Origin of the sequence: Nannocystis bainbridge (assembly GCF_028368995.1) — a bacterium.
Classification (GTDB): Bacteria; Myxococcota_A; Polyangia; order Nannocystales; family Nannocystaceae; genus Nannocystis; species Nannocystis bainbridge.
Genome location: NZ_JAQNDL010000005.1, coordinates 599,273 through 623,962 on the forward strand (window position 1 = coordinate 599,273; position 24,690 = coordinate 623,962).

Genomic DNA, 24,690 nt, shown 5'->3' on the forward strand with positions numbered 1-24,690 from the left:
CGAAGCTGATCTCGTCGCGCCCCACGCGGAGGCTCGACCGAGCAGAGCGAGCGAAGCGCCACCCTTGAACCAGAGCCTAATCATGCAGAGAGCCGCCACCCCCTATTCGCTCCGCCTGACCTTGCGCTGCCCGCTCGTCGCGCTGGGCCAGGGGCCCCAGCGAGCATTCGACACGTTCCGCGGCGAGCTCGTGCGCGACGATGTCGTGTGCGCCGCCGCGGACGTGTACGCGGTGCGGCTCGACAGCCGCGACGCCGCCTATGCCCGGGCCGCGGCGAGCCTCGGCAGCGAATACCTGACGCGGGTGTGCGGCGAGGCGCTGACGGGCGAGGGTTACGTCCAGGACCAGATCGCCGATTGCTTCTGGCACCCGGTGACCGACGTCTACGTCATCGACGGCATCACCACCAGCTTCGCCGCCGCCGAGCGCCCGGTCCTGCTCGGGCTGTTCGTGCAGACGATCTGGGCCGCGCTCGCGCGCGACGGCGGCCTACTGTTCCTCGACGTCCCCGCGACCGAGCTGCCGTTCTGGCGCTACCTGATGGGCGCCGATCTGCAGTCCGGCTTCGTCGTCGCGGCCAGCGAATACCTGCTGCGGAGCGACGACAGCCCGCGCCCCGCCCAGCTCACCGAGCCCACCGCGCGGCCGGCGTCGCAGTGGCGAGCCGCCGCCAGCCGCAACTGAGGTCAGCCGCGCGGGCTCGCCGGCGGCCCGCAGTAGCTCCGCACCAAGTTCAGGAGCACGTCGAATTCGATCGGCTTGCGCACGAATGCGGCGACCCCCGGCGGCGCGGTCCTGGGATTCTCGGCCGACAGGATCACGACCGGCAGCGCGAGGATGCGGTCCTGATCGCGCAGGACGTCGATGACCTCCCAGTCGCCGAGGATCGGCATCATGAGGTCGACGAGGATCAGGCACGGATCGCGGTCCGACCGGCGCAAGAACGTCTGCGCCTCTTCGCCGCTCGCGGCCTCCTCGACGACGTAGCCCTCGCGTCGCAGCAGGACGGCCGAGACTCCACGAATTTCGGAGTCGTCTTCGATGATGAGAATCGTGGGCATGAGGGCCGGGAACCTAGCAGACCCGCCACGCGCGAGGACTACGGCGCCGTCGGCGCAGCCACCATGGGTCCGCGTCCTCGTCACGACCGGGGCGCGAGCCCCGCGACGCATCGACCTTGCGTCTGCGACATCTGCCAGCAAATCCGCCGCAGCATGCTAGGCTGAACGCGGATCGATGAGCGACCTCGGGCCCGAATTTTCCCCTGATGCTCGTGCCCGCCTCGCCGCGATCGTCGACGACGCCCACGACGCGATCCTGAGCCGCTCGCTCGACGGCACCATTTTGTCGTGGAACCGCGGCGCAGAGCGCCTGTTCGGCTACCTGGCGCACGAGGTGATCGGCCGCCCGGTGAGCATGCTCGTGCCGGCCGACCGCGCCGACGAGGAGGCCCAGGTGACGGCGCGGATCGGCACGGGCGAGCCGCTGCCGCCGTTCGACACCGAGCGGCGCCGCAAGGACGGCCAGCTCGCCGCCGTGGCCCTCGCCGTCTCCCCGCTCAAGGACGAAGGCGGCCGGGTCATCGGCTCCTCGATCGTCGCCCGCGAGCGCAATGATCACACCCACCGCGAGTACGACGCCGCCGCGCCGTTCAGCGGCCTGCACCACGCCAACCCCGACATGGCCGCGCTGCTGTCCGCGCTGGAGGACGAGCTGCGCAACCGCCTCCACGTCGTCACGATCTCCGCCCACCTGCTCGCCCGCAGCCCCCGCGGCGACGCATCCGCCGCCACCGCCCGCGAGCTGCTGGCCCGGCAGGCGAACGAGCTCCCGCGCCTGATCCAGCTGTTCACCGAGACCGCCGCCGGGCTCGAAGACTCGGCCCGGGGCCCCGCAGAGCCGCCCCTGGGCGCCGCCGACCTCACCGCCCCGGCCCAGCCCGAAAGCTCGCCCTAGTCCAGCCCTGGCCCTCGGGACATGTCCCCGGGGACATGTCACTGCATTCGCAGACGCCGGCGGCCGCCGCCTCCGGACAGTGTCACCACCGGACGGCGAGGCCGGACACCTGTCGTGGGCCGGACACCCCGCCGCGGCCGACGTAACCCACGAGCGAGCGGCGCTCGCAAGTGACCGGGCGTGCACGGCCTGCGCCTCGCCCACCTCCCGACAATGGCGGCACCTGCGGCGATCCGGCGCCGACGAATGGTACGAGCACACGCGGGGGTCGGGCGCCCACGGGCGCCCACGGGCGCCCACCGGGCCGCCGGCTGCGATTGGTCAATGTTCACCTCGTGGGACGGCGCCGGGGATTCGGCTACGATGCCGCGCATGCAAGTATCTCGTTCGGTCGCCTTGCTCGACGTACCTTTTCGGGTGCTCGGGCCCACGCCGCTGGCCCCGTATCGGCTCGGCGCGCGGCTCCGGTCCGCCGGTCTCCACGTGCGCGTGCAAGATCTGAAGCCCATATTGGTCGCCAAGATCGGTCGCGGCGCCTATCGCGAGCTGAGCGAGAACCACGAGGTCGGCAAATTCGGCGAGTGGTTGTTCTCTTCTTATGTGTATGGCGACGGCGCGAGCACGCGTGACGACGCCTTCTTCGACACCTACGCGTCCGACCTCGCCCCCCTGCACGTCGTCGGCGACCCGCGGCGCTGGTTGCGACGGATCCGCGACCAGATCGTCCCCGAGTTCCTGCAGGACGCCTGCACCTGCATCGAGGCCGCGGGCGTGCCCGCGGCGATCGGGTTCGCCTGCGAATCGTTCCAGACCAACGCCGCCCTCGCTCTCGGGCGCCGGCTCAAGCGCCGTCACCCGCAGCTCAAGCTGGTCCTCGGCGGCGTCGCAGTCCCCGAGGACGCGCGCTCCGGCCCGTCCTCGTCGACGCCGTGGATCGACGCCATCGCCCTCTCGAGCGAGGGCGAGCTGCTGGTCCCGCTGTTCCAGCGCCTCGTCGCCGGCTGAGCGCGCCGCCGCGGCCCGCGAGCCGGGCGCATCGACATGTCTCATGAGACAGCTTTGCGTAGCTTCCCCCGCTCGCCCCGATCGGGCACGATGATCGCCGTGCGGAAGTCCAGTCGATGGCGATTTTTCGGCCTCGCGCTGCCCTCGCTGGCCGCCTGCCCCGCGCCGGGCGGCGACCCGAGCCCCTCGTCCGCGACGAGCCCGCTGCTCCCCACGACCACCACGACCTCCACCACGACCACGACCGGCAGCGACTCGCCCGAGCCCGCTCCGACCACCTCCACGACCTCGTCGACCTCGACGACCACCAGCGAGACCAGCGACGCGACCACGAGCGACGCGGGCCTCGTCGCACTGCAGATCGATCCGCCGCAGCACCTCGTCACCGTCGCCAGCGGCTGGTCGTTTCCGGCGTCCTACAGCGTCGTCGGGCTCGACGGTCGCGGTCACATCGTCCCGGTCACCGCCGCCTGGAGCCTCGACGATCCGTCGCTCGGCACGCTCACGCGCCACGGCGGCACCTTCCAGGCCAGCAACACAGCCGCGGGGGTCGCCACGATCACCGCCAGCGCCGCCGGTCTGCAGGCCAGCGCCGAGGTCGTCGTCGAGCTCGTCGACGACCTGCCGAGCTGTCCGCCGCGTCCACCGCTGACTGACGGCGAGCCGGCGCCCGGCGCCTTCGTCAAGGTCGTCGCGCCCGAATATCAGGGCACCGGCGTCTACCACGGCCTCTATCTCCCGCCGGACTGGCAGCCCGGGCGGCGCTACCCCATGATCGTCGAATCGCCGTGCAACGAGTACGGTGATTTCACCGGCAAGGTCGACGACGCCATCCTCGGCTACCACCTCGCGGGCTGCCAGCAATTCGTCTGGTTGGTCCTGCCCTACCTCGAGAGCGGCGCCAACCTCGATTTCGGCTGGGGCGACGTACCGGCGACCGTCGCCTACTGGCAGACCAACCTCGCCCGCACCATCGACGCCTGGGGCATCGATCCGGGCGCCGTGGTCGTGTCCGGCTTCTCGCGCGGCGCCATCGGCACCAGCTTCGTCGGCCTCCACGACGACGGCATCGCCGACGCCTGGCTCGGCTTCGTCATGCACAGCCACGCCGACGTCGTCACCCCGCTCACCCCCGACGGCGGCGCCGGCTCGGCGTCGCGAATGCAGCGCGTGCGCGGCCGGGCCGCCTGGCTGTCATGGGGCGCCGCGGGCGACGGCGGTCAGCCCAACAGCCTCAAGGGCGTCGAGCTGCTGGCGTCCTTCGGCTACCCGATCACCACGCTCGCGGTCCCTGGCGTCGGCCACACCGATGCCTGGCTCGCCGACGATGTCGCCTCACGGCAGGTGGCCCAGCAATGGCTGTTCGCCACCATCGCCGCCCGCCCCGGCACGCACGCCCTCCGCGGCCGCGTGGTCGACAGCGGCGGCCACGGCGTCGCCGACGCCCAGATCGCCTCCGGCGCGCACGTCACCCGCACCGACGCCCACGGCTATTATTCGTTGCTCGGGCTGCTCCCCGGGCCGCGTGACGTCGCCTGCACGCACGCGAGCCTCACCTGCTCCGCGGATAAGTCCGTCGACATCACCGCCGCCGACGCGAGCGACATCGATTTCATCGCCGAGCGCCCCTGACGACCCGCGGGTTTCAGCCGGACGGATCGCTGCGCAGCACCTCGATCACCGCGCGCAGCGCCGGCGTCACGTGGCGACCGCTCGGCCAATAAAGGAAGCTGCCCGGGAACGGCGGGCACCAATCCTCCAGCACCCGGACCAGCCGGCCCGCCGCCACGTGGGCCGCCACGTGGCTCTCGAGCGCGTAGGCCAGGCCGACCCCCGCGAGCGCCGCCTCGACCAGCAGCAGCGGCTCGTTGGTGACCAGCGCCGAGTCCATCGCCACCGCCAGCGCGCGGCCGTCCTGCTCGAGCTCCCATTTGAAAAGCGCCCCCGACGTCTGACGATAGTTGATCGCGCGGTGCTGACGGAGCTCCTGCGGCGATTGCGGCGGCGGGTGGCGGCGCAGATATTCGGGCGACCCGACGATCGTCGCGCGGTCGTCGGGCCCGATGCGGACCGACACCATGTCTCGGTCGACCATGTAGCCGAGGCGCACCCCCGCGTCGAAGCGCTCGGCCACGATGTCGGCCAGCTTGTCGTCGGCCACGATCTCGAGCACCACCCGCGGATACCTGCGCGCCAGCTCCGGCAGGCGCGGCGCCAGCAGCCGCATCACCGCGTCGCGGTGGACCGTCAGGCGCACCGGCCCGGCCGGCTCGTCGCGCAGCTCGGCGAGCCCCGCCACGGCCGCGGCCACCCCGTCCATCGCCGGCACCAGCGTCGCCAGCAGCTGCTCGCCCGCCGCCGTCGGCGCCACGCTGCGAGTCGTGCGGTGGAGCAGTCGCAGGCCCAGCCGCTCCTCGAGCCCCGTCATCGCGTGGCTGATCGCCGACGTCGAGAGGCCCAGCCGCGACGCCGCCCGCGTGAAGCTGCGCGCCTCAGCCACCGCCACGAACACCGCCAGGTCCGGCCAGTCCTCGCGCCTCATTGTTGAGCCTCGTTCATCGACCCTTCCAGCTCCGGCTATCTACTCGACCGCGCCGGCGATGCCTAGCCTGCGGGTCCAGGAGCCTCATGCCCGAAATCCGAGCCTACGCCGCGCAATCGCCGACCAGCGGCCTCGCGCCGACCACCATCGTCCGCCGCGACCCGCGCCCCGATGACGTCGTCATCGAAGTCGCCTACTGCGGGATCTGCCACACCGACCTGTCCCAGACCCGCGACGAGTGGGGCGGCGCCACCTACCCGATGGTGCCTGGCCACGAGATCACCGGCATCGTGCGCGCCGTCGGCAGCGCCGTCACCGACCTCCCCGTCGGCGCCCGCGTCGGCGTCGGCTGCTTCGTCGACGGCGGCTGCTCCCGCGGCCACGGCGACCGCGAGCACGAGCACCAGGACCTCGACAACCTCGTGCTCACCTACAACGGCCGCGAGCACGACGGCGCCCCGACCTACGGCGGCTACGCCCAGACCATCGTGGTGAAGCGCGCCTACGTGCTCGAGATCCCCGACGCCTTGCCGCTCGACGCCGCCGCCCCGCTGCTGTGCGCCGGCATCACCCTCTACTCCCCGCTCGTCCACTGGCGGGCCGGACCGGGCCGCAAGGTCGCCATCGTCGGCCTCGGCGGCCTCGGCCACCTCGGCGTCAAGCTGGCGCGCGCCTTCGGGGCCGAGGTCACCGTCCTCAGCCGCGGCGAGGGCAAGCGGGCCGACGCCCTCGCGCTCGGCGCCCACGACTACCACGCCACCTCCGACCCGCAGACCTTCGCCCGCCTCGCCGGCCGGTTCGACCTCGTCATCATCACCGTCGGCGCCACGCTCGACTGGAACGCCTACCTGCGGCTCGTGCGACGCGAGGGCGCCCTCGTCCTGGTCGGCATGCCCGACGCGCCCGGCGAGGTCAGCGGCTTCGAGCTGCTGTCGCAGCGCCGCTCGCTGGCCGGCTCCGGCATCGGCGGCATCCCCGAGACCGCGCGCATGCTCGAGTTCTGCGCCCGCCACGGCATCACCGCCGACATCGAGACCGTCGCCATCCAGGACGTCGCCGCCGCCTACGCCCGCGTCGACCGCAGCGACGTCCGCTACCGCTTCGTCATCGACATGAAGACGCTGAGCCGCGACCCCGGCGTTTGAACCTGCGCGAACGGACATGCCCTTTCAGGCATGTCCGTTCCATCATGTCCGTTCGGACCTGTCCTTGCGGACTATCGCCGGTCGTCCGCACTCACGGCGTGAAGGCGACCTCGAGCTTGCCGCCCAGCGCCACCGCCGCGTCGACCAGCCCGTCCTTGACGCTGAAGTTCTCGACCTCGATCGCCGTGACCTCCGCGTCCACCTGCAGGCGGCCGGCCACGGCCCCGCCGAGCGCCTTCGACACCGCGTCGCTGAGCGCGGCCGCCCGCGTGTCCAGCTTCCAGCGGGCCTTGTCGGCCACCAGCTTGCGCAGCGCCGCGTACTGCGACTCCGACAGCTTCTTCAGCGCCGCGTTGTCGGTGTCGACCGTGTAGTCGAAGTTCTCGATCGCCAGCTCACGCGCCCGCGCGTCCCACTCGAGGTCGCCCTGCAGCTTGAGCTCGCCGCGGATCGCCCCGCCGACGCCGACCGCGAAGGTCAGGCGGTGCGGGTGCCGGCCCTCGAACGCGTCGACCAGCTTCACGTAGGTGATGACGATGTCGGGCGTGTTGCGGCCGTCGAGCTTGACGTTGCCGAGCCGCTTGCTCAGCTCCTCGTTCAGCTGGCTGATCGGCAGGCGCAGGCGCGACTTGAACGCGAAGCCCGGCGGGTCGGTCACCGGCTGCAGCTTCGGCAGCGGCACCGGCTTGACCGCCGGCTTGGCGCCGAGCGTCACCACCAGCTGACCGGCCAGCCCGAGGTCGACGCGCAGGGAGCCGCCGTCCATCCGCGGCTGCGACACCCCGAGCGCCGTCGGCTTGGCCACCAGCCACGCCGGCGTCGAACAAATCGCCCCGGCCTCGGGCGGGCAGCGGCCCTGCGCGAACTGCTGCAGCGACTGCGGCTGCTGCAGCCCCGCCCACAGCGTCTGCGCCTGCTTCTTCAGGTTGAGCTGCTTCTCGAACTGCGCGTCGGCCTGCGCGAGCGCCTGCTGGATCTTCGGCACCAGCTGCTTCTGCAAGTTCTTGTTGACCATCGGCGCGACCGACTCCTTGGTGATGCACACCTTGGCCAGCGCCTTGACGCACACCTGCCCGCTCGGCGCCGGCCCGAAGTCGATGTCGTCGAGCGCCGGCGCGGCCGTCACCCGGAAATCGTTCTCGATCTTGAAGTCGGCGTGGAACTTGGCCGCCACCTTCTGCGGCTCGGCCTTGGTGCCCCACGTCTCGCCCTTCGTGATCCAGATCAGCCGCTTGCCGATCTTCGTCGACGCGCGCACGTCGGCCGCGTAGCGCACGTTCACGGCCACGTCGAGGCGACCGTCGTCGAACTTGGCCTTGATCGGATCGCGCCAGATCGTGTAGCGGACCTCGATCTTGGTGGCCGACTTCGGGTCGCTGACCACCTGCCAGTCCTGCGTGATCGTCTTCTGGATCAGGCTGTCGACCTTGTTCACCGCGCCGTCGAAGTCGACGCGCAGCGGGACGACGATCTGGGTGCCGTCACGCACGCCCGGCGGCGGCTCTTCCGGCCGCGGATCGGGCCGCGGCGGCGGCTCTTGCGGCTTGGCCGGCTTGCCCGGCCCGGACGGCTTCGGCGTCGGCTTGGCGGGCTTCGGCGCCGGCTTCGGGGTCGGCTTCGGCTTCGGCTTCGAGCTCGACGGCTTCGGCTGCGGCTTCTTCGCGGGCTTCGGCTTGCCCGCCGTGCCCCTCGGCGGCGAGCTCGGCCCCGAATACGGCACGCGGACGATGGTGCAGCTGCAGAGAAATGCGAGCAGCGTCGCGAAGGTGAGCTTGGGTGTCGGGAGCATCGCGTCCTCAGACTCCGAAATCCCGGCGCGCTTCACCTCGCGCGACCCCGGACCACGGGCCGGGCGAGCATCGCCGGCGCGGCCGCGACAGGGAAGCCGGCTCGCTCCGGCGCGCGATCGCCCGCCTCTCGCGCATGCGCCCGCGCCCTCGCGCGCGACCTCGCCGGACCCCTCGGCTCGCAAATGCGAGCAGGCCCCACAAAGCCGGGCCCCGGGCCGTTCGCGCAGCCTACGCCGAGCTCGACCGCAGCGCTCGCGGGCCTCGCCTGCGGCCGATACGCGGGCGCCCACGCCTCGCAGCGCGCCAACGACCTGAGCGTGCTCACGAGGCTCTCCCGGCGCGCCGCTGCGCAGCGGAGCGATCTGCCGGCGAGTCCCCGACACCCCGCTCATCCCCGCCACCGACCCTTCGACCCTGTCTCGCGACCTGACTCATCGGCCATGCCGCGCTCGCACGCTCGACCTGTCCTGTGGGCCATGTGCGATCGAGCCTGGGGTTCTTCGCCGGCATCGTCGGCATGGGCATCATTCGCGACAAACAGCGCGAGCCCTGCGATCCTGGCGATTCATCGCAAATCGCGGCACTCGTACGAAGATCCCCGAGACGGCGCCCGCGCCGGTCCGATCGGCCCCTCGCGCTCGCGCTCGCTGCATGTGCATCGACATCCCACGCGCGTGCTTTGCGCTCACGCCATTGTCTACACCCGACGCTGCGCGGACGCGCCCTCGCCGGCCCGCGTGCGATCGTCGATATCTCCGCGCCACGCGGCGAAAGGGCCGCTCGCAACGATTTCCGCTCGCTTTTTGCGTGGCCGATGGCGCCGGCCGGGTCACGGAAGAGACATGCGTACCAAGCACAAACACCTCGCCTGGATCGCGCTCACGCTTGCCTTCGGCTTCGCTTGCGATCATGACTCCACCGAACCGCGCAAGGCGGACGCCGACGCGCTGATCCCCTGCGCCGGACCTGTCGGCCTGCAGTGCCCCGAGGGCCTCGCCTGTCGCTACGACGGCGCCGACGACTGCGACCCTGACCAGGGCGACGTCGACTGCGAGGGCCACTGCCAGGCCGAAGAGCCGGTCTCCTGCGGCGGCGTCGCCGGCTTCGACTGCCCCGGCGACCGCCCCTGCGTCGACGATCCGAGCGACGGCTGCGACCCCGACGACGGCGGCGCCGATTGCCTCGGCATCTGCGTCATGCCCCCGATCGCCCATTGCGGCGGCCCTCTCGGCGACGTCTGCCCGCTCGGCCAGCTCTGCGTCGACGATCCGAACGACGACTGCGACCCGGCCGCTGGCGGCATCGAATGCATCGGTCTTTGCGAGGACATGGAGATCCTCGAGAAGGCGCCCGCCGAGCGCTGATCGGGCCCGCGCCGACTTCAATGTCGGGTCCCACCAATCCATCGGGCCGGGTCCTCGCAATCGCAGGGGACAATCAGCGCACCTTTGCTGACCCTCGGTTACCGACCGATCCCGGCGCCGGGCGGGCGTGAGCCAGCCCCGTGCAGCGGCACACGCGGCCTCCCGCCGGCCTCTGCCGCCCCGGGACGCCGCCATCGCCGCGTGACGCCCGGTCCGCGGGCGCGGGCGCGCCCGCGTTCTGGTACGCTGGCTCCGATGAACCTGCGTCGCCTGACCCCGAGTGTCTGTCTATTGGCCCTGCTCGCGGCGTGCAGCGAACCGCAGGCCGAGAGCGCCGGCACTGGCACCACCGACGGCACCGGCGGGCCTGACAGCACCGGCACCGACCCGACGACCGGCACCTCGAGCGACGTCACCGGCCCCGAGCCCACCACCAGCACCACCGACCCCGGCACCACCGGCGACCCCGAGCCGCCGCCCGAGCCCGAGGCCTTCTCCGTGCTGCAGGACATCGTGTTTTACGACGGCTACGCCGGCACCGTCGACGAGCCCATCCCCGAGGGCGTCATTCGTCACCGCAACGACCTCGTCGCCACGCGCTTCGGCGACGACATGCTGGCCAAGATCCAGACCACCCTCACTCTCGGCGTCATCGTCGGCGCCCTGTGCGACAACTACGATCGCATCGGCGCCGTCCATCTGGCGCTGGTCCCCAAGGGCGCCCAGACCTACGATCCCGCCGAGGTCGACCGCCTCGAGGTGGCGCGCTTCATCACCCCGTTCATGGACATGAACAAGCACCCGATGACGGTGCCCTACGAGTGGCAGGCCAGCAATCTGGTGCCGATCCTCAAGGACCCGGAGCTGCTCGCCGAATACGACTTCTGGTTCGAGCTGATGATCTTCGGCGTGCCGTACGCCGCCAACGAGGAGGTCGCCGGCTGCGCTGGTCGCAACGACACCCAGCTCGGCACCCTGCTGCTCTACACCGACAGCAAGCAGCCCGCCCCGCAGTTCGACACCCTCGTCCCGGTCGCCATCGGCCAGGAGTTTAACAATTATGCCGAGGGCGCCAGCGACGAGCTCGGCACCACCCGCAAGACCGTCACCTTCGAGCTCCCGGCCGACACCGCCAACGCCCAGCTCGTGCTCATCACCTCCAACCACGGCGCCAACGCCGGCGGCGAGGAGTACATCCGCCGCGACCACTTCGTCTACCTCGACGGCAAGCTGTTGCACGTGTACAAGCCCGGCCGCCCGACCTGCGAGCCGTTCCGCGTCTACAACACCCAGCCCAACGGCATTTACGGCCCCTACAAGCAGTCCGACGAGGCGTGGCAGTCCTTCAGCAACTGGTGCCCCGGCGACGTGATCGACACTCGCATCCTCCCCTGGGGCAGCGCCAAGGCCGGCCCGCACGAGTTCGTCATCGAAGTCCCCGACGCCACCTTCGCCGACAACCAGGGCAACTTCCCGTTCTCGCTCTACGTGCAGGCCGAGTAGCCCTTCTCCGCCGAGCAACCTGTCCTTCAGGACAAATCGCAGCGCGGGCTCGCGGGCCCGGCCCCCCACGCCCCGGTGACCCGCAATCTGCGGCCAAGCGCCCGCAGGCCCGCGCCACGAGGCCCCGCCGTGGCGACGAGCATGTGCGGATGCGCCCGGCCTCGCATCGCCGATTCGCGTGTTTCGTCGCCGACCGCGAGACGCCGGCTGCCATCCTTCGCTACCATGGCCAACGTGCGCCCTCTCTACCTCGTACCGCTCACCTTCGCTGCGCTGACGGCTTGCACCTCCGACCCTGTGGCGAACGACGAGGCCGGCGACACGCAGAATACCACCAGCGGCACCGACACCACCGGTGGCACCGTGCCGACCACCAGCCTCCCTGGCACCACCAGCGACACCGGCGACACCACCGGCGAGCCGCCCACGCTCGACACCTACAAGTTCGCCGGTGGTTGCTACGCCCTGCGCAGCGGCGACCAGTACCTCGCCGCCGGCGACCCCACCACCTTCGCCTTTGCGGCCGACAAGGCCGGCGCCGCGCGCTTCACCATGCGCGCCGCCGACCTCGGCACCTACCTCTTTTACGATCAGGACGGCGGCTACCTCGTCGCCGACGACGGCCCGCTCGTGCGCCAGACCGTGCTCGAGTCCGACGTCACCCGCATCGACGACGCCTACGTGTCCGGCGCCGAATGGACGCTCGAGACCTCGCTCGCCGACTGGACGCAATACCAGCTGCGCAACCGCCGGAACGACCGCCTGCTCGGCGCCGGCGCCCTCGCCGACGACGGCCTCCCCGTCACCTTCGAGCCCGCCGAGGGTTGCAAGCCTTACCCTGAGCTCAGCCTCGACGCCACCGGCCAGATCGCCCGCACCATGTTCGACGACGGCGACCTCTACGGCATCGTCGACACCCACTCGCACATCCACTCCAACTACGCCTTCGGCGGCGGCGGCCTGTTCCACGGCGGCGCCTATCACCGCCTCGGCGTCGAGCATGCATTGCCCGATTGCTCGATCTCCCACGGCGACATGGGCCGCAAGGACTTCTTCGGCTACATCTTCGACAACTCCGGCAACGAAGAGGCCGACCTCGCCAGCCTCTTGCCCGACCTCGTCGCCAAGCAGCTCGCCGAGGACAATCACGCCACCGCCGGCTGGCCCGAGTTCACCGAATGGCCTGACGGTCCGCGGCGCTCGACCCACCAGACCCAGTACTGGATGTGGCTGCAGCGGGCCTACCTCGCCGGCCTGCGCCTGGTCGTCCAGCACGCCACCACCAACGCCATCATCTGCGACTTCATGATCGGCGAGGGCATCCAGGCCAGCCGCTACGGCTGCGACGACATGACCGCCGTCGACCGCATCATCGACGAGACCTACGCCATGGAGCGCTACATCGACGCCCAGGCGGGCGGCCCCGGGCTCGGGTGGTTCCGCGTCGTCCACACCCCCGCCGAGGCGCGCGAGGTCATCGCCGGCGGCAAGCTGGCTGTCATCCTCGGCATCGAGACCTCCAACCTGTTCGACTGCAGGATCTCCCCGCTGGCCGGCGATCCTGCCTGCGACGAGGCCTACGTCGAGGCCCAGCTCGACCATTACTACGACCTCGGCGTGCGGGCCGTCTTCCCCGTCCACAAGTACGACAACAAGTTCTCGCCCGGCGACGGCGACCGCGCCTTCATCGAGCTCGGCAACTTCGCCAACAGCGGCCACTGGTCCAACTTCACCCTCGAATGTCCTGACCCGCAGGTCGGCGGGTTCGACAGCGGCAACGTCAATTTCGGCGGCCTCAACATGCCGCGCGACGTCTATGATTCGCCCGCCCCCAATGACAACAGCAATTTCCCCGGCGCCCCGCTGACCACCACCACCAAGTACCTCGGCCAGATCCTCGAACCTGCGCTCGAGGGCCCCTACTGTCAGAACGCCAGCCTCACCCCGCTGGGCGAGCACATGATCGGTCAGATGATGGCGCGCGGCATGATCATCGAGGTCGACCACCTCCCGCAGTGGTCCTACGTCCGCGCCTACGAGCTGCTGCAGGCCGCCAGCTACCCCGCCTCCGGCAGCCACGGGCGCAACAACGGCGGCCTCCTCTACGAGCTCGGCGGCGTCTCGGCCGGCGGCTTCGGCACCTGTCGCGGCGACGCCCCCGGCACCACCGTGCAGGGCTTCAAGGACAAGATCCAGCTCATCATGGACAACGGCGGCTACCCGGCCGAGGGCTTCGGCTTCGACCTCAACGGGTTCGCCGGCGCCCGCCGCCCGCGCTTCGGCGACGGCGCCTGCCCGACCCCGCAGGCCGACCCCGTCACCTACCCCTTCAACTCGTTCGCCGGCGACATCGAGTTCACCCCGCCGGTCGTCGGCAACCGCGAGCTCGACTTCAACACCGAGGGCCTCACCCACATCGGCCTCTTGCCCGAGCTCATCGAGGACGCCCGCCGCGACGCCGTCGACGAGGCCGACCTCGAGCCGCTGTTCCGCTCGGCCGAGGGCTACATTCGCATGTGGGAGCTCGCCGAGGCCCGCGCCGCCGCCCTCGGGCGCTGACGCCTCGCCCGCGACCCGCCGTCGTCACACGTCGGCTTCGTCGCGCGACTTGACCTCGAACACGACGCTGCCGACATACACGCGATCGCCCGCGTGCAGCCCCGCGCGCGTGATCTTGCGATCGTTCACGACCACCCCGCAGGCGCTGTCGAGGTCGGTGACGATGCAATGGCCCTCGCTGTCGAACGAGAGCGAGCAAGTCCGCCGCGACAGCGTCGGATCGTGAATGACGAGGTCGCAGCCGGGCGCGCGCCCGATGACGGTGACGGCCCGCTCGAGCGCGACCGCCTCGCCGGCGAGCACCAGCCACGCGTGCTTCGGCCGGCCGTCCTGGTCCAGCGCGAAGCGCAGCGCCGGCCCGGTCTCGCCCCCCTCGCGCCCGCCCACCCCGGCCAGGTGAGCACACGCCCCGCAGCACGACGGCTCGTCAGCCACCGCTCCAGCGTAGCGAGCGCCCCGGCGCGCCGCCAGGCCGCAACATCACACAGTCCTCGAAGCCCCGCGCCACGCTCGCGGGACGCCCCGTCCCCACCTCGCGCGTCCGCGCCCCGCGCCCTCGCGCCTCGTGGTAGACGACCGCCGTGGAGCCCCGAGCACACTGTCCGCGCTGCCGACGGCCCCGGCGAGTGTGTTGGTGCGAGGCCCTCGTGCCGGTGCCCAGCAGCACCCGCGTCGTGTTCCTGCAGCACCCGCGCGAGACCAGGGTCGGCGTCAGCACCTGCCGCATGGCCCACCTTTCGCTGCCCGGCTCGCAGCTGCACGTCACCCTCGACCCCGACCGTCAGCCCGCGCTCGCCGAGCTGCTCGCCGCGCCCGACACCCACCTGCTGTTCCCCTCCGCCGACGCGGTCGACGTCGACGCCCTCGCCAGTCCACCGCGCACCCTCGTGGTCGTCGACGGCACCTGGGCCAACGCGCGCAAGCTGGTCGGCCGCAGCGCCCTGCTGCGCGCGCTCCCGCGGCTGTTCTTCCGCCCCGAGTTCACCAGCAACTATCGCATCCGCCGCGAGCCCGAGGGTCACTGCCTGTCGACCATCGAGGCCACCGCCCACGTGCTCGAGCGGCTCGAGCGGGCCCCCGGCCGCTACACGCCGATGCTGTCGGCCTTCGAGCGCATGGTCGCGATGCAGCTCGAATACGTCGCCTCCGGCGCGGGCGCGGCCCGCCACACCCGCCACAAACCGCCCCGCGCGCCCAAGCCCGCGTTCGACCACTGCGCCCCGCTGCGGGCCGCCCACGACCGATTGGTCCTGCTGCACGTCGAGCCCAACGCGTGGCCGTACCGCAGCGCCGACGCGCCGCCCGTCGAGGCCATCGAGCTGCGGGCCGTGCGGGTCGCCACCGGCGAACGCTTCACGACCCTGCTGGCCCCGCGTCAGCCCCTGTCACCGCGCGTCGCCTCCAACCTCGACCTGCCCGAGGCCACCATCCTCGCCGGCGCCCCGCTCGAGGCCACGCAGGCCGCCTGGCGCGCCTTCCTCGGCCCCGACGCGGTGCTCGGCATCTGGGGCTATCACGCCCTCTCGCTGCTGCGCATGGAGCCCGGCTGGACCCTCGCCCCCGAGCTCGACCTGCGCGCCCTGTGGCAGCGATCGATCGGCCGCGCCTCCAACCTCCCCGACGGCCAGGGCCGCGCCCCTCGCCGCCTCGCGGCGATCGAGCAGTCGCTGGCCACGCTGCTCACGAGCCCCTGACGCCAGGCGCTCGGCCCCTCACGGCTTGGGGATGTGCAGCGTCTTGCTGATCATCAACGAACCCGACAGCGCGAACATCAGCACCAGCGGGTGCAGCTGCCAGCCGAGGTCGATCGACCCGAACCACAGCGCGTCGCCGATGCGGTCGTTCCAGGTCGCCAGCGCCAGCACCACCACCAGCACCAGGCTGGTCGGGATCGGCGTGCCCTCGAAGTAGCGGACCTTGCCGTCGTCGCCGGACATCGACTCGGCCGTGACGTTGTAGCGGGCCAGGCGGCTGACGCCGCAGCACACGAAGTACGACAGCACGACCCAGTCCCACCCGCCCTGCATGCCGCACGCGTACGCCAACGCCGCCGGGGCCACGCCGAACGAGATCACGTCGGCGAGCGAGTCGAGCTCGCGGCCCAGCGACGACGACTTGCGGCGCCAGCGGGCGATCCGCCCATCCAGCGCGTCGAACAGGAACGCCAGCGGGATCAGGGCCATGCCGCGCAGCAGCTGGTGCGACTGCCCGTCCTGCAGGAAGCGCATGGCGGCGAACACCGCCCCGGTGCCGCAGAAGGCGTTGGCCAGGGTGAACCAGTCGGCCAGGTGAAACTCGCGGATCATGGAGAAGTGGCGCTTCATCGTCGTGTCTCTCGCGGTGCCGGATCAGGGTGCCCGATGTGGGCCTGAATTGCAGACCACCGCCGCGCCAGCGAGCTCGTGCGCGAAAGACCGCGAGCCGCCGGCCACAGCGGCGCCGGCCGGCCCTCCGCGTCGCCGCGCGAGCCCCGCGATGGAAGCCTGCCTGCCGCGCATATGCATCTCGGGACATGTCTATTGGAACATGTCCCGAGCGCCTCCGCGCACCGCTCACGCGGCCGAGGCCGGCGCGTGGCGGGCCAGCAGCGCCCGCCCGGCCGGCCCGATCACCGCGGTCATCGCCCGCCGGGCCACCGCCATCCGCCCGGCCGCGCCCAGGCGCCCGTGCGCGAGCATCCTTTCGGACATGTCCTTTTCGACATGTCCCAGCGACCTCCCGACGCCCACCTCCGCGGCCGCCAGCGCCGCCGCGCAGGCCGCGTAAACCGCCGGACCGCCGCGCTCCAGCGCCCACGCCACGAACCGCCAGGCCAGCTCCGCGTGGCGCAGCTCGTCGGCGGCGATCCGGGCCAGCGCCGCGCGCACTGCTGGATCCTCCGCCCGCGCCAGCGCGGCCTCGGCCTGCAGGGCGGCGAACGTCTCGCCGATGCAGCCCTCGCGCAGCGTCGCCACCGTCACCGTCACCAGGTCGTCCGCGCCCGTCAGCGCCCCCGCCAGCGGCAGCGGCGACGGCCCCCGCGGCTCGCCGCCGTACGCCCCCGCCAACCCGAAGCACAGCCGCGCGTGCGCGACCTCGTCGGCCATCGCCTGCTGCGCCGCCTCGACCAGGCTCGCCGGGGCCCCGAGCGCCAGCAGCTGCAGCGCGAAGCGGGCGAACGCGGCCACCGACGCGTGCTCGGCCAGCCCGTCCTCGAGCCACCCGGCCGCCAGCGCCGCCCGCTCGCCCGCCGACAGCCCGGCCAGCGCCGGCGCCACCGCCGAGCCCCAGTCGTCGCGCGCCAGCGGCCGCGCCGTGCGAGCTGTCTCTTCGACCAGGAAGGGCCGCCCGCAGCAGCTCGACTGCCACGAGACATTCACGCAGCACTGCCCGCGCTGCTCGAACGGCGGCGAGATCGAGGCCGGCCACAGACCGCAGTCTTCGAAGACCGGGACCTCGACCCCCGCGCACGCCCCGCTGTCGCCCATCGTGTCGCCCGTCGTGTCCCCCGTCGTCGAGTCCGCGCCGGTCGTGCCGGTCGTGTCCCCCGTCGTCGTGTCCCCGGTCGTCTCGCCCGTCGTCTCGCCCGGCAGCTCGGTGCATTCGACGGTGTCGAAGTGGTCGATCGGGCAATCCGGCGTCTCCGACGTATCGCTCGACTGCGACGTCGCCACGGTCGGATCGGTCGGATCGGTCGCCGACTCGGAGGTCTCCGGCTCCGGCGCCGTCGTCGGCTCCGTCTCCGTGATCGTCCCCGGCAGCGGCTCCGTGCTCGTCCCCGGCCCCGGGGCCGTGCTCGTCGTCGTCCCGTCGCCGGTGCTCGCCGTCGTCCCGTCGCCCGTGCTCGTCATGCCCGACGCCGAGCCCTCGGTCGCGGCGACCGGGCGCTCCGTGCACGCGCCCGCCAGCACCAGCGGCGCCATTCCGGCGGCCCGCAGCAGCACCGCCAACACCTCGGCCTCACGCAGCTTGAGAAAATCGAAGTTAGTCATTTCGCCTGCATACCACGGTGCCTCCCGGTGAGACAGACCCCGGCCGACGGGCGCTCTCGCCATATGTCCATGAAGACATGTCCCATCGACCACTTTGCGTCATGCCCTGGGGGCCATCGTCCCCTCTGCACCTGCGCACCCGGCCGTGATCTCGCAGGACACGAACCTCGACCCGGAGGCGATCGCTCCGCGCAAGGTCGTGGCTCCGGTCGAGTCGATCGACCACGACGGACGCCACCCCCACCGCACCGACGACGGGCGCGGCTCAAAGCTGACCACCGACGCCACCATCGCGGCAGCGGCAGCATACACCGCGTCGCCGCACCTGGCTCAACGATAAATGACCGAAGGGACATGTTCTCTCGAACATGTCCCTTCGGTCCACTCACGACACGCGCCGTTCGGCGCGTCGGCTCACATCGGCGGCGTGACGCCGCATTCGACGACCTCGCTGGGGACGCAGCCCTCGCAGTCCCAGCGGAAGTTGTCGAGCAGCGCGGTGCTCGTGTAGTACGAGTCGCCCATGTCGGTGATGAAGAAGCCGATCGTGATGTCGGCGCCGGGCTGGACGCCGCCCTTGGCGGTGAACCAGTCGGAGCAGGCGTGCGTCTCGAAGCCGGTGCCCGCGAGCTGCGGCTCGGCGTAGGTGTAGCCGGGGCCGTCGTAGTACGGGTCGAGCGCCGTGATCGTCAGCGGCAGGCCCTTGGTCGCGTCGTTCGGGTCGGGGATGAACGTGACGTTGCCGGTGTACGGCTCGACCGGGGGGTTGGCCTGCGGGTTGGCCGGCGTCGGGTCGACCTGCCAGGCGACCAGGAGGTCGTTGAACGACGAGTCGACGAAGGTCGGCCACTCACCCGAGCAGAACACGAAGTCGAAGGTGTAGCCGTAGGTCCCGGCCGGCACCTTGGTCTTGAACGTGAACCACAGCTTGTCGTTCGGGTCGCCGTCGGCGATCACGGTCCACTGGTGCTGCAGCGTGTCCGAGCAGTCGTTGACGCCGTCGCAGTCCTTGAACGGCATGCCGCCGCTGCCGTTCACCGGTGCCATCGGCGCCGGCATCGTGTCGGGCAGGTCGGGGTTCTGGTTGCTGCCGACGAAGCCGGCCTGCGAGTTGGCCGGCTGGACCACCACGCCGTTGCCGTTCGGCGCCGAGATCGTGCCGGTGCTGATGATCAGCATGGTGTCGCCTTCACGCGGGCTGTAGAGCAGCTTGTTCGGCGTGACGGGGTCCATGTCGTGATCGTAGGTGTAAGAGCCGAAGCCCTTGGCGATCTGCCACGACGCGTTGTCGGTCGCGTTGAAGCTCCAGTCGGTGACCTGGATCGAGTTGGCGGGCGTATCGTTGCAGATGCCGATCGCCTTGTGCGCCTGGGTCTTGTCGGCCTTGTCGGCCAGGTTCAGGGCGTTGTCGCAGACGACGTATTCGGCCGGGGCGTTGCAGGAGGCCGGGACGAAGATGGTGCAGTTGTTCTTGCAGAAGTCGCCGGGGCCGCCGTCGACCTCGTTGCCGTCGTCGCACTGCTCGCCCTCCTCGGGCACGCCGTTGCCGCACTCCGGCGGTGAGAGCGTGCAGTCCGGCTCGCAGCCGTCAGCCGGCTCCTGGTTGCCGTCGTCGCACATCTCCGGCGCCTGGACGGTGCCGTCGCCGCACTCGGGGGCCGGCGTCGAAGTCTGGCAGTCCGCGCTGCACTCGTCGCCGTCCTCGGTGTTGCCGTCGTCGCACACCTCGCCCTGCTCGACCTCGTTGTTGCCGCACTCCGGCGTCGGCACGCAGCTCGGCTCGCAACCGTCGCCCTCGACGTCATTGCCGTCGTCACACTGCTCGCCGCCCTCGACGACGCCGTCGCCGCAGACCGGCTCGGTGTCCGTCGTGGCCTCGGTGGTGGAGGACGTGCTGGTCAGCGCCTCGGTGGTCGCGGTCGTCCCGTCGGTGGCCGACTCCGAGTCCGTCCCGCTCGGGTCGGTGCTCGTCGGCACGGTGGTCTGCGTGGTCTGCGTGGTCTGGCCCGTGGTCGGCGTCTCGTCGCCGGTGGTGCTCGTGGAGGAGCCCTGGCTCTCGCTGGCCGAGGCCGTCACGTTGCCGCTGTCGCTGTTGCAGGCGGCGACCAGCAAAGTGACGAGTCCAATGCTCAATTGTCGGGTAGTCATTCGGCTGTTCCTCGTGAGGGTCATGTCGGCAGCGCGCTCGGGTGGTGCACACGATCGCGCGTCGAAATCGCACCGTACCGCACAGGATCTGCGGGGGTCTCTGCCCCCGGGAGACGAGACTCACGACGACACCGGCCCCGCGGGCCGTGACGATTCGCGTGATCGCGCAGGGAGTGGGTCGACGGATTCCGCGGCAGGTGGCCGCCCTTCGCCCCCCACGCGGCGAACGACGGCCTGGTCTCCTGCCCCTGATTCCATACGATCATGGAAACCCTGAATCACACTACCGGCGCCCGACCCGCGTCGGCGTCCGGATCTGCCATGTGAGAATTTTCGGCCCCAGCGACCAATCGCGCGATCCCCGTCGGTCACGGCCCCGCGAAAGCGAGCCGACGCTCGCGCGGCAGCGAGCTCGGATGCCGCGCGAGGCTCGCTCGCGGTGTGATCATTCCGGTCGCTGGCGACGAGCGACGATTCGCCGCCTCATCGCGCGAGCGACGGGCCTACGGCGTCTGGCACAGGTTCCACTCGGTGTTGACGCACAGCTTGCCGCCGTTCATCCCGGGGTTGGTCGCCTGCACGTCCTGGCACACCCAGTTGCTGCCCTCGATGCAGGCCTCGCCGACCTGCTTCTCGCCGCTCGAGCAGGCGGCGATGCAGATGCACTCCCCGGTGCCGAAGGTGATCGCCGTGCCGTCGGCGCAGTTCTTGGGCACGTTGGGATCGTCGCAGGCCTGGCCGAGCGTGGGGTCGCCGCTGAAGGGCGTCGAGCTGATCGAGAAATCGCCGTAGCAGGCCTCGCCGCCGGTCGACGTCGGCGTCCCGCCGCTGGGGTCGTTGGTGGCGCCGGTCGTGTCGCCGGTCGGATTCCCGCTCGGATCGCCGCTGGGATTGCCGCTCGGGCCCCCGCCGGTCTCGCTGTCCTCGCTGGTGGCGGTGGTCGAGTCGTCCGGTTCACCGCAGGCGGGCGCGAGCAGCAGCGCGGCGAGGGTCGTGAGGCGGAGGACGTTGGAGCTGTAGATCGTGGACATGGGTCGGTCTCGCTTCCGAGATGCCGGCCGAATCGCGCTGTCGCAGCCGTCGCACGACTTCGACGTTGCGCCAGCTCACATGCCCGCCCGAGCGCTCGCGCGCTGCCAACGGGAGCGAAGCGCAGCCCATGCGGCCGAAGCTGGCCCTCTGCGATCCACGGTGAACCCGGCGTCGATCGATCGCCGCATCGACCTCGACAGGCTCCCACGCCCGCCGCGCCAGCGAGGCCGCGCGCAAACTTGCCCCGCACGCATGCAGAAGTGCCCCCCGGTGCGTCCCGGCGCCGCACCCCGGCTCTTCCCCAGAGGCCCGTGCTACCGTCCTCCGCATGGCCGCCCCGCCCTGCATGCACTGCACCCGCTGCGAGCGCGACGTGGCGGTCGAGTACCAGAACTCCGCCACCGCGCGGCGCTGGTGGCGGCTCTACTTCCTGATCCCCATCTTCTTGCTGCCCGCCTCGCCGATGCTCGCCTCCGACTTCGTCGTCTGCTTGCCGCTGATGATGTCGTACATGGTCGGCATGGGCCCCGTGCTGGCCATCGTGCGCGAGGTGCCCACCTGCGCCGAATGTGGCGCGCTGATCCTGGCCGCGGAACAGAGCCACACCGCCGCGCGTACACGCGCGCCATGCGTGCCCTGATCTTCGTCCTCGCGCTCGTCGCCTGCCGCGGCGGCCACGACACACGCGCCGCGTCCGCACCCGATCGCCCGCGAGACGCCATCGCCCTCACCTACCTCGGCGTCGCCGGCTGGCAGCTCGACGCCGGGCCCGTCACGCTCCTCGTCGACCCTTACTATTCGCGGCCCGACCTCGACGGCCCGATCGTCCCCGACCCCGCGGCCATCGCCGCCCACGCGCCCCCGCGCGCCGACGCGATCGTCATCGGCCACTCGCACGTCGATCACGTCCTCGACGCCCCGGCCGTCGCCGCTGCCACCGGCGCCCGGCTGATCGGCAGCGAGAGCACCGCCCGCCTCGCGCGCGCCAGCGGCCTGCCTGCCACCCAGATCGTCGCCGTCCGCGGCCGCGAGCGGATCGCCGGCGACGGCTGGTCGGTGCAGGTCCTGCCGAGCCTCCACTCGAAGATCGGCGACGAGCACCTCGGCGGCCAGATCGCCGCCGAGCCGCAGCTGCCCATGCGATTCGCCGAATACGCCGAGGGCGGCACCTTCGCCTATCTGGTCGAGGTCGCCGGCCGCCGCGTGCTGTTCCTCGGCACCGCCAACTTCATCGAGGCCGAGCTCACCGGCCTGCGCCCCGACATCGCAGTCATCGCCACCGGCCTGCGCGAGAAGGTCGACGATTACACCTGTCGCCTGCTGCGCGCCCTGGGCCGCCCGCCCCTCGTCTACACCAATCACTTCGACGACTGGCGCGGCCCGCCCGTCGACGCCCCGCTCGACGAAGACCTCTCGGCCTTCGTCGCCGAGGTCGAGCGCTGCGCACCCGGCACCCGCGTGGTCGTCCCGCGCCATTTCGAGCGCATAGAATCGCCGTGACGTCCCCGCCCGATGGTCGGTCGGTGTCGACCTTCTTCGCCATCTGCCGCACCCCACCCGAGTCGCGCACGTCGTACCATTCGACCGTGGCGACGCTCAAGACCCTCCAGCATCTCACCATCGCCGCGGGGTTGCTGACAGGCTGCGGCGAGCGAAGCGGCTCGACGACGGACGCGGGTGATGCGATGTCATCGGCGAGCGCGACAGCGATGGAGGCCAGCACGACGACGACGACCGGTATGCTCCCGGACACCACCGCGGGGGTCACCACGACCGCTGTCACTGGGTCCGAGGACGGCTGCCTCGGCGACGCCGATTGCGCCCCCGATCAGTGTGTCGGGCCGACCGACGAGGTGTGCCCTCAGTGCCTTCCCACGGCGCTGCAGTGCGCCCATGACCTCGATTGCGCGCCCGGTGACGTGTGCATCGAGTTCCCGGAGCCGTGCTCATGTGACACCCCGTTCACCACGATATGCTCTCCCCCCTGCAACACGTCAGCCGACTGCGAAGCTGGCGGCGTGTGCGATCTCGGGAGCAAGCACTGCCTGTACGACCCCTGCGTCGGCGATGAGGACTGCCCTCCCCTGTTTGCCTGCGTCCCTGGGCTCGGCGGCGATGCCTGCCGCCGCCGCCGCTGTGACTCCGACGCCGACTGCGGGGACGCCATCTGCATCGACGGGCTCTGCCACGCCGCGCCGGGCACGTGCATCCCGGAGGTTTGACGACCGCGGGCGAGCTCCCGGGCCTGAACGTGGTGCTCCGCGCCGTCCAGGGCTCGTCGCTGCACAGCCTGCCGCGGGATCCTTCACGGAGGACGGGACGCGTCGACTTCCAGGTCGCCCCTCGACCGAGAGGGAGCCTGTGCCGGGCTAGATCTTGGAGGCGTCCTTGCGGGACAGCAGGGTTCCGTGGAGGAGCATGTGCCGGATGAACTCTGCCTCGCGAAGCTGGGTGTTTGCCTTCTCGGCAAATCGGTTCCGGAGCTCACCGGGTCCGCTCGCGCTGAGTCGGCTGCTGAGCGCCGCGCTCTCCTCAAGTGCTCGGACCGCCGCCCACAGCGCTCGCTCCATCTCTTCGCTTTGTTGCTGGACGAGGCCCTCGAGCGAGAATGTGTGGCCGACGTGGCACCGGAAGTGCTGGAACACCTCTGTCCGGGCCTCGGTGAGCACTCCCTGGCAGAGTGGGCAGGCGAGCTCGGCCGGGGCACCGGGCTCCGTGCCCTCGAGCTGCCTGACGAACTTCCCGGGAAGGTCCTCCGATGCCGCCGGCGTGGCCGCCAGACGTGTCAGAAGATCCGCCAGCTCAGGTGGAGTCGCCACGTGATCGATCTGGACCTTGCGGATGACGCTGCTCGGCATGTCGGCGGCTTTGGCGGTCTCGGGGGCCTGAACCACGCTCAGACCGCCGCGCGCCTTGATCGACATCATCCCGGCCGTCCCGCAGTCCAGGTAACCCGAGAGCACGACACCGATGACGCGAGACCCGTAGGCCGTGGACGCTGTGCGGAAGAGGGCATCGACGGCCGGTCGGTGGTTATTCTCTTTGGGCCCACGCACGACCTCCATGGAGCCGTGTCGTACGAGCAGATGATTGTCGGGTGGCGCGACGTAGATGCGCGCAGGTACGATTCGCTCGTTGTGCTCGGGGTGTCTCGCCGAAAGCCGACCACGATTATTCAGGAGCTCGGGTAGTACGCTCTTTTGGTCGGGTTGCGTGTGGATAGCGACAAAGATCGATGCCGGGAGGTCGGCCGGCAATCCGGCGACAAGGCCCATGAGAACGTCCAGGGAGCCAGCGGAGCCTCCGATCACGATGACATCATGGTTCACCGGGCCAGTATGGATCTCGACCCGGGAACAGCCAGCCGCCGTCACCGGTGCACGGAAATGCGCATTTTGCGCCACCTGTCGTTCCATCGCGGCGTCGGGCGGGCAAGCGGCGCCGATCATCAGCCTCGCCCGCCTGAGGGCAGAGCGCGTGCATCGCGGCGACGCCGCACCGTGAACGGAGATTGCCCCGAAAAGTGGATACCTTGCTCAGGCCGCTCGAGTCCGCGCCTGATGCGCGTAGAGGCTCTCCTCGTGGGCGATCGGGGTCGAGCCGGGACGGCTGTTCAGCCGAGCCCGCCGCATGGAATCGGGCGACCGCCGCGGGCATGCTGGCCGCATGTCGTG

At 71.1% G+C, this 24,690-nt stretch carries 22 protein-coding genes; 13 read left to right on the top strand and 9 right to left on the bottom strand.

What is annotated here, in order from left to right; genetic code table 11:
• Positions 1-82 precede the first annotated feature (82 nt).
• Positions 83-685 (top strand): hypothetical protein, encoded by a 603-nt coding sequence (locus POL25_RS42715; RefSeq protein WP_272092219.1) that lies wholly within the window; start codon positions 83-85, stop codon positions 683-685.
• A 2-nt stretch (positions 686-687) separates the two neighbouring features.
• Here POL25_RS42715 and POL25_RS42720 read toward each other — a convergent pair whose 3' ends face one another.
• Positions 688-1,062, bottom strand: a complete 375-nt coding sequence (locus tag POL25_RS42720) for a response regulator (RefSeq protein ID WP_272092220.1) — start codon at positions 1,060-1,062, stop codon at positions 688-690.
• A 175-nt stretch (positions 1,063-1,237) separates the two neighbouring features.
• Here POL25_RS42720 and POL25_RS42725 point away from each other — a divergent pair, with 175 nt between their 5' ends.
• From POL25_RS42725 to POL25_RS42735, 3 genes are all read left to right on the top strand, one after another.
• On the top strand, positions 1,238-1,957 hold the full coding sequence (locus tag POL25_RS42725) for a PAS domain-containing protein (RefSeq protein ID WP_272092221.1): 720 nt from the start codon (positions 1,238-1,240) through the stop codon (positions 1,955-1,957).
• Positions 1,958-2,329: 372 nt separating this feature from the next.
• Positions 2,330-2,962 carry a radical SAM protein gene (locus POL25_RS42730; RefSeq protein ID WP_272092222.1) on the top strand — a complete coding sequence of 211 codons (633 nt, stop codon included), beginning with the start codon at positions 2,330-2,332 and terminating at the stop codon, positions 2,960-2,962.
• 99 nt (positions 2,963-3,061) lie between these two features.
• On the top strand, positions 3,062-4,594 hold the full coding sequence (locus POL25_RS42735) for a carboxypeptidase-like regulatory domain-containing protein (RefSeq protein ID WP_272092223.1): 1,533 nt from the start codon (positions 3,062-3,064) through the stop codon (positions 4,592-4,594).
• A gap of 13 nt (positions 4,595-4,607) precedes the next feature.
• Here POL25_RS42735 and POL25_RS42740 read toward each other — a convergent pair whose 3' ends face one another.
• Positions 4,608-5,504 (bottom strand): LysR family transcriptional regulator, encoded by an 897-nt coding sequence (locus tag POL25_RS42740; protein ID WP_272092224.1) that lies wholly within the window; start codon positions 5,502-5,504, stop codon positions 4,608-4,610.
• An 86-nt stretch (positions 5,505-5,590) separates the two neighbouring features.
• On the opposite strand from POL25_RS42740, the gene POL25_RS42745 reads away from it, so the two are divergent.
• On the top strand, positions 5,591-6,649 hold the full coding sequence (locus POL25_RS42745) for an NAD(P)-dependent alcohol dehydrogenase (RefSeq protein ID WP_272092225.1): 1,059 nt from the start codon (positions 5,591-5,593) through the stop codon (positions 6,647-6,649).
• A gap of 91 nt (positions 6,650-6,740) precedes the next feature.
• On the opposite strand, the gene POL25_RS42750 is transcribed toward POL25_RS42745, so the two are convergent.
• On the bottom strand, positions 6,741-8,438 hold the full coding sequence (locus POL25_RS42750; protein WP_272092226.1) for a DUF4403 family protein: 1,698 nt from the start codon (positions 8,436-8,438) through the stop codon (positions 6,741-6,743).
• A gap of 843 nt (positions 8,439-9,281) precedes the next feature.
• On the opposite strand from POL25_RS42750, the gene POL25_RS42755 reads away from it, so the two are divergent.
• The 3 genes from POL25_RS42755 to POL25_RS42765 all read left to right on the top strand — a co-directional run bounded on the left by POL25_RS42755 (position 9,282) and on the right by POL25_RS42765 (position 13,865).
• A complete protein-coding gene (locus POL25_RS42755; protein WP_272092227.1) occupies positions 9,282-9,803 on the top strand; it encodes a hypothetical protein in 522 nt (173 codons plus the stop codon).
• A gap of 255 nt (positions 9,804-10,058) precedes the next feature.
• A complete protein-coding gene (locus POL25_RS42760; RefSeq protein ID WP_272092229.1) occupies positions 10,059-11,306 on the top strand; it encodes a peptide-N-glycosidase F-related protein in 1,248 nt (415 codons plus the stop codon).
• A 225-nt stretch (positions 11,307-11,531) separates the two neighbouring features.
• On the top strand, positions 11,532-13,865 hold the full coding sequence (locus POL25_RS42765; RefSeq protein ID WP_272092230.1) for an amidohydrolase family protein: 2,334 nt from the start codon (positions 11,532-11,534) through the stop codon (positions 13,863-13,865).
• Between the two features lie 24 nt (positions 13,866-13,889).
• Here the strand turns inward: POL25_RS42765 and POL25_RS42770 are convergent, their stop codons facing one another.
• Positions 13,890-14,300: an FHA domain-containing protein gene (locus POL25_RS42770; protein ID WP_272092231.1), complete on the bottom strand. Its 411-nt coding sequence runs from the start codon at positions 14,298-14,300 to the stop codon at positions 13,890-13,892.
• A gap of 146 nt (positions 14,301-14,446) precedes the next feature.
• Here POL25_RS42770 and POL25_RS42775 point away from each other — a divergent pair, with 146 nt between their 5' ends.
• Complete coding sequence (locus POL25_RS42775) at positions 14,447-15,559, top strand: tRNA-uridine aminocarboxypropyltransferase (RefSeq protein ID WP_272092232.1); 1,113 nt, start codon at positions 14,447-14,449, stop codon at positions 15,557-15,559.
• A gap of 18 nt (positions 15,560-15,577) precedes the next feature.
• Here POL25_RS42775 and pssA read toward each other — a convergent pair whose 3' ends face one another.
• A complete protein-coding gene (gene pssA / locus POL25_RS42780; protein ID WP_272092233.1) occupies positions 15,578-16,189 on the bottom strand; it encodes a CDP-diacylglycerol--serine O-phosphatidyltransferase in 612 nt (203 codons plus the stop codon).
• A gap of 228 nt (positions 16,190-16,417) precedes the next feature.
• Positions 16,418-17,836, bottom strand: a complete 1,419-nt coding sequence (locus POL25_RS42785) for a ferritin-like domain-containing protein (protein WP_272092234.1) — start codon at positions 17,834-17,836, stop codon at positions 16,418-16,420.
• A 145-nt stretch (positions 17,837-17,981) separates the two neighbouring features.
• Between POL25_RS42785 and POL25_RS42790 the strand changes: the two genes are divergently transcribed.
• Complete coding sequence (locus POL25_RS42790; RefSeq protein ID WP_272092235.1) at positions 17,982-18,176, top strand: hypothetical protein; 195 nt, start codon at positions 17,982-17,984, stop codon at positions 18,174-18,176.
• A gap of 74 nt (positions 18,177-18,250) precedes the next feature.
• Here the strand turns inward: POL25_RS42790 and POL25_RS42795 are convergent, their stop codons facing one another.
• Positions 18,251-19,984: a DUF4215 domain-containing protein gene (locus POL25_RS42795; protein WP_272092236.1), complete on the bottom strand. Its 1,734-nt coding sequence runs from the start codon at positions 19,982-19,984 to the stop codon at positions 18,251-18,253.
• Between the two features lie 503 nt (positions 19,985-20,487).
• Positions 20,488-21,015, bottom strand: a complete 528-nt coding sequence (locus POL25_RS42800; protein WP_272092237.1) for a hypothetical protein — start codon at positions 21,013-21,015, stop codon at positions 20,488-20,490.
• A gap of 329 nt (positions 21,016-21,344) precedes the next feature.
• Between POL25_RS42800 and POL25_RS42805 the strand changes: the two genes are divergently transcribed.
• The 3 genes from POL25_RS42805 (at position 21,345) to POL25_RS42815 (ending at position 23,238) form a co-directional block, all read left to right on the top strand.
• Positions 21,345-21,656, top strand: a complete 312-nt coding sequence (locus POL25_RS42805) for a hypothetical protein (protein ID WP_272092238.1) — start codon at positions 21,345-21,347, stop codon at positions 21,654-21,656.
• Positions 21,644-22,516 (top strand): MBL fold metallo-hydrolase, encoded by an 873-nt coding sequence (locus tag POL25_RS42810; protein ID WP_272092239.1) that lies wholly within the window; start codon positions 21,644-21,646, stop codon positions 22,514-22,516. Before POL25_RS42805 ends, POL25_RS42810 begins: the two co-directional genes overlap by 13 nt.
• Positions 22,517-22,602: 86 nt before the next feature.
• Positions 22,603-23,238, top strand: coding sequence for a hypothetical protein (locus tag POL25_RS42815; RefSeq protein WP_272092240.1), 636 nt, complete (start codon positions 22,603-22,605; stop codon positions 23,236-23,238).
• 147 nt (positions 23,239-23,385) lie between these two features.
• Here POL25_RS42815 and POL25_RS42820 read toward each other — a convergent pair whose 3' ends face one another.
• On the bottom strand, positions 23,386-24,465 hold the full coding sequence (locus POL25_RS42820; RefSeq protein WP_272092241.1) for a chemotaxis protein CheB: 1,080 nt from the start codon (positions 24,463-24,465) through the stop codon (positions 23,386-23,388).
• Positions 24,466-24,690: the final 225 nt, after the last annotated feature.

What these genes read in the sequence shown, in the direction of transcription:
- POL25_RS42715 (WP_272092219.1), top strand. Translation starts at nt 83, where the DNA reads ATGCAGAGAGCCGCCACCCCCTATTCGCTCCGCCTGACCTTGCGCTGC.
- POL25_RS42720 (WP_272092220.1), bottom strand. Translation starts at nt 1,062, where the DNA reads ATGCCCACGATTCTCATCATCGAAGACGACTCCGAAATTCGTGGAGTC.
- POL25_RS42725 (WP_272092221.1), top strand. Translation starts at nt 1,238, where the DNA reads ATGAGCGACCTCGGGCCCGAATTTTCCCCTGATGCTCGTGCCCGCCTC.
- POL25_RS42730 (WP_272092222.1), top strand. Translation starts at nt 2,330, where the DNA reads ATGCAAGTATCTCGTTCGGTCGCCTTGCTCGACGTACCTTTTCGGGTG.
- POL25_RS42740 (WP_272092224.1), bottom strand. Translation starts at nt 5,504, where the DNA reads ATGAGGCGCGAGGACTGGCCGGACCTGGCGGTGTTCGTGGCGGTGGCT.
- POL25_RS42745 (WP_272092225.1), top strand. Translation starts at nt 5,591, where the DNA reads ATGCCCGAAATCCGAGCCTACGCCGCGCAATCGCCGACCAGCGGCCTC.
- POL25_RS42750 (WP_272092226.1), bottom strand. Translation starts at nt 8,438, where the DNA reads ATGCTCCCGACACCCAAGCTCACCTTCGCGACGCTGCTCGCATTTCTC.
- POL25_RS42755 (WP_272092227.1), top strand. Translation starts at nt 9,282, where the DNA reads ATGCGTACCAAGCACAAACACCTCGCCTGGATCGCGCTCACGCTTGCC.
- POL25_RS42760 (WP_272092229.1), top strand. Translation starts at nt 10,059, where the DNA reads ATGAACCTGCGTCGCCTGACCCCGAGTGTCTGTCTATTGGCCCTGCTC.
- POL25_RS42765 (WP_272092230.1), top strand. Translation starts at nt 11,532, where the DNA reads ATGGCCAACGTGCGCCCTCTCTACCTCGTACCGCTCACCTTCGCTGCG.
- pssA (WP_272092233.1), bottom strand. Translation starts at nt 16,189, where the DNA reads ATGAAGCGCCACTTCTCCATGATCCGCGAGTTTCACCTGGCCGACTGG.
- POL25_RS42785 (WP_272092234.1), bottom strand. Translation starts at nt 17,836, where the DNA reads ATGACTAACTTCGATTTTCTCAAGCTGCGTGAGGCCGAGGTGTTGGCG.
- POL25_RS42795 (WP_272092236.1), bottom strand. Translation starts at nt 19,984, where the DNA reads ATGACTACCCGACAATTGAGCATTGGACTCGTCACTTTGCTGGTCGCC.
- POL25_RS42800 (WP_272092237.1), bottom strand. Translation starts at nt 21,015, where the DNA reads ATGTCCACGATCTACAGCTCCAACGTCCTCCGCCTCACGACCCTCGCC.
- POL25_RS42805 (WP_272092238.1), top strand. Translation starts at nt 21,345, where the DNA reads ATGGCCGCCCCGCCCTGCATGCACTGCACCCGCTGCGAGCGCGACGTG.
- POL25_RS42810 (WP_272092239.1), top strand. Translation starts at nt 21,644, where the DNA reads ATGCGTGCCCTGATCTTCGTCCTCGCGCTCGTCGCCTGCCGCGGCGGC.
- POL25_RS42820 (WP_272092241.1), bottom strand. Translation starts at nt 24,465, where the DNA reads ATGATCGGCGCCGCTTGCCCGCCCGACGCCGCGATGGAACGACAGGTG.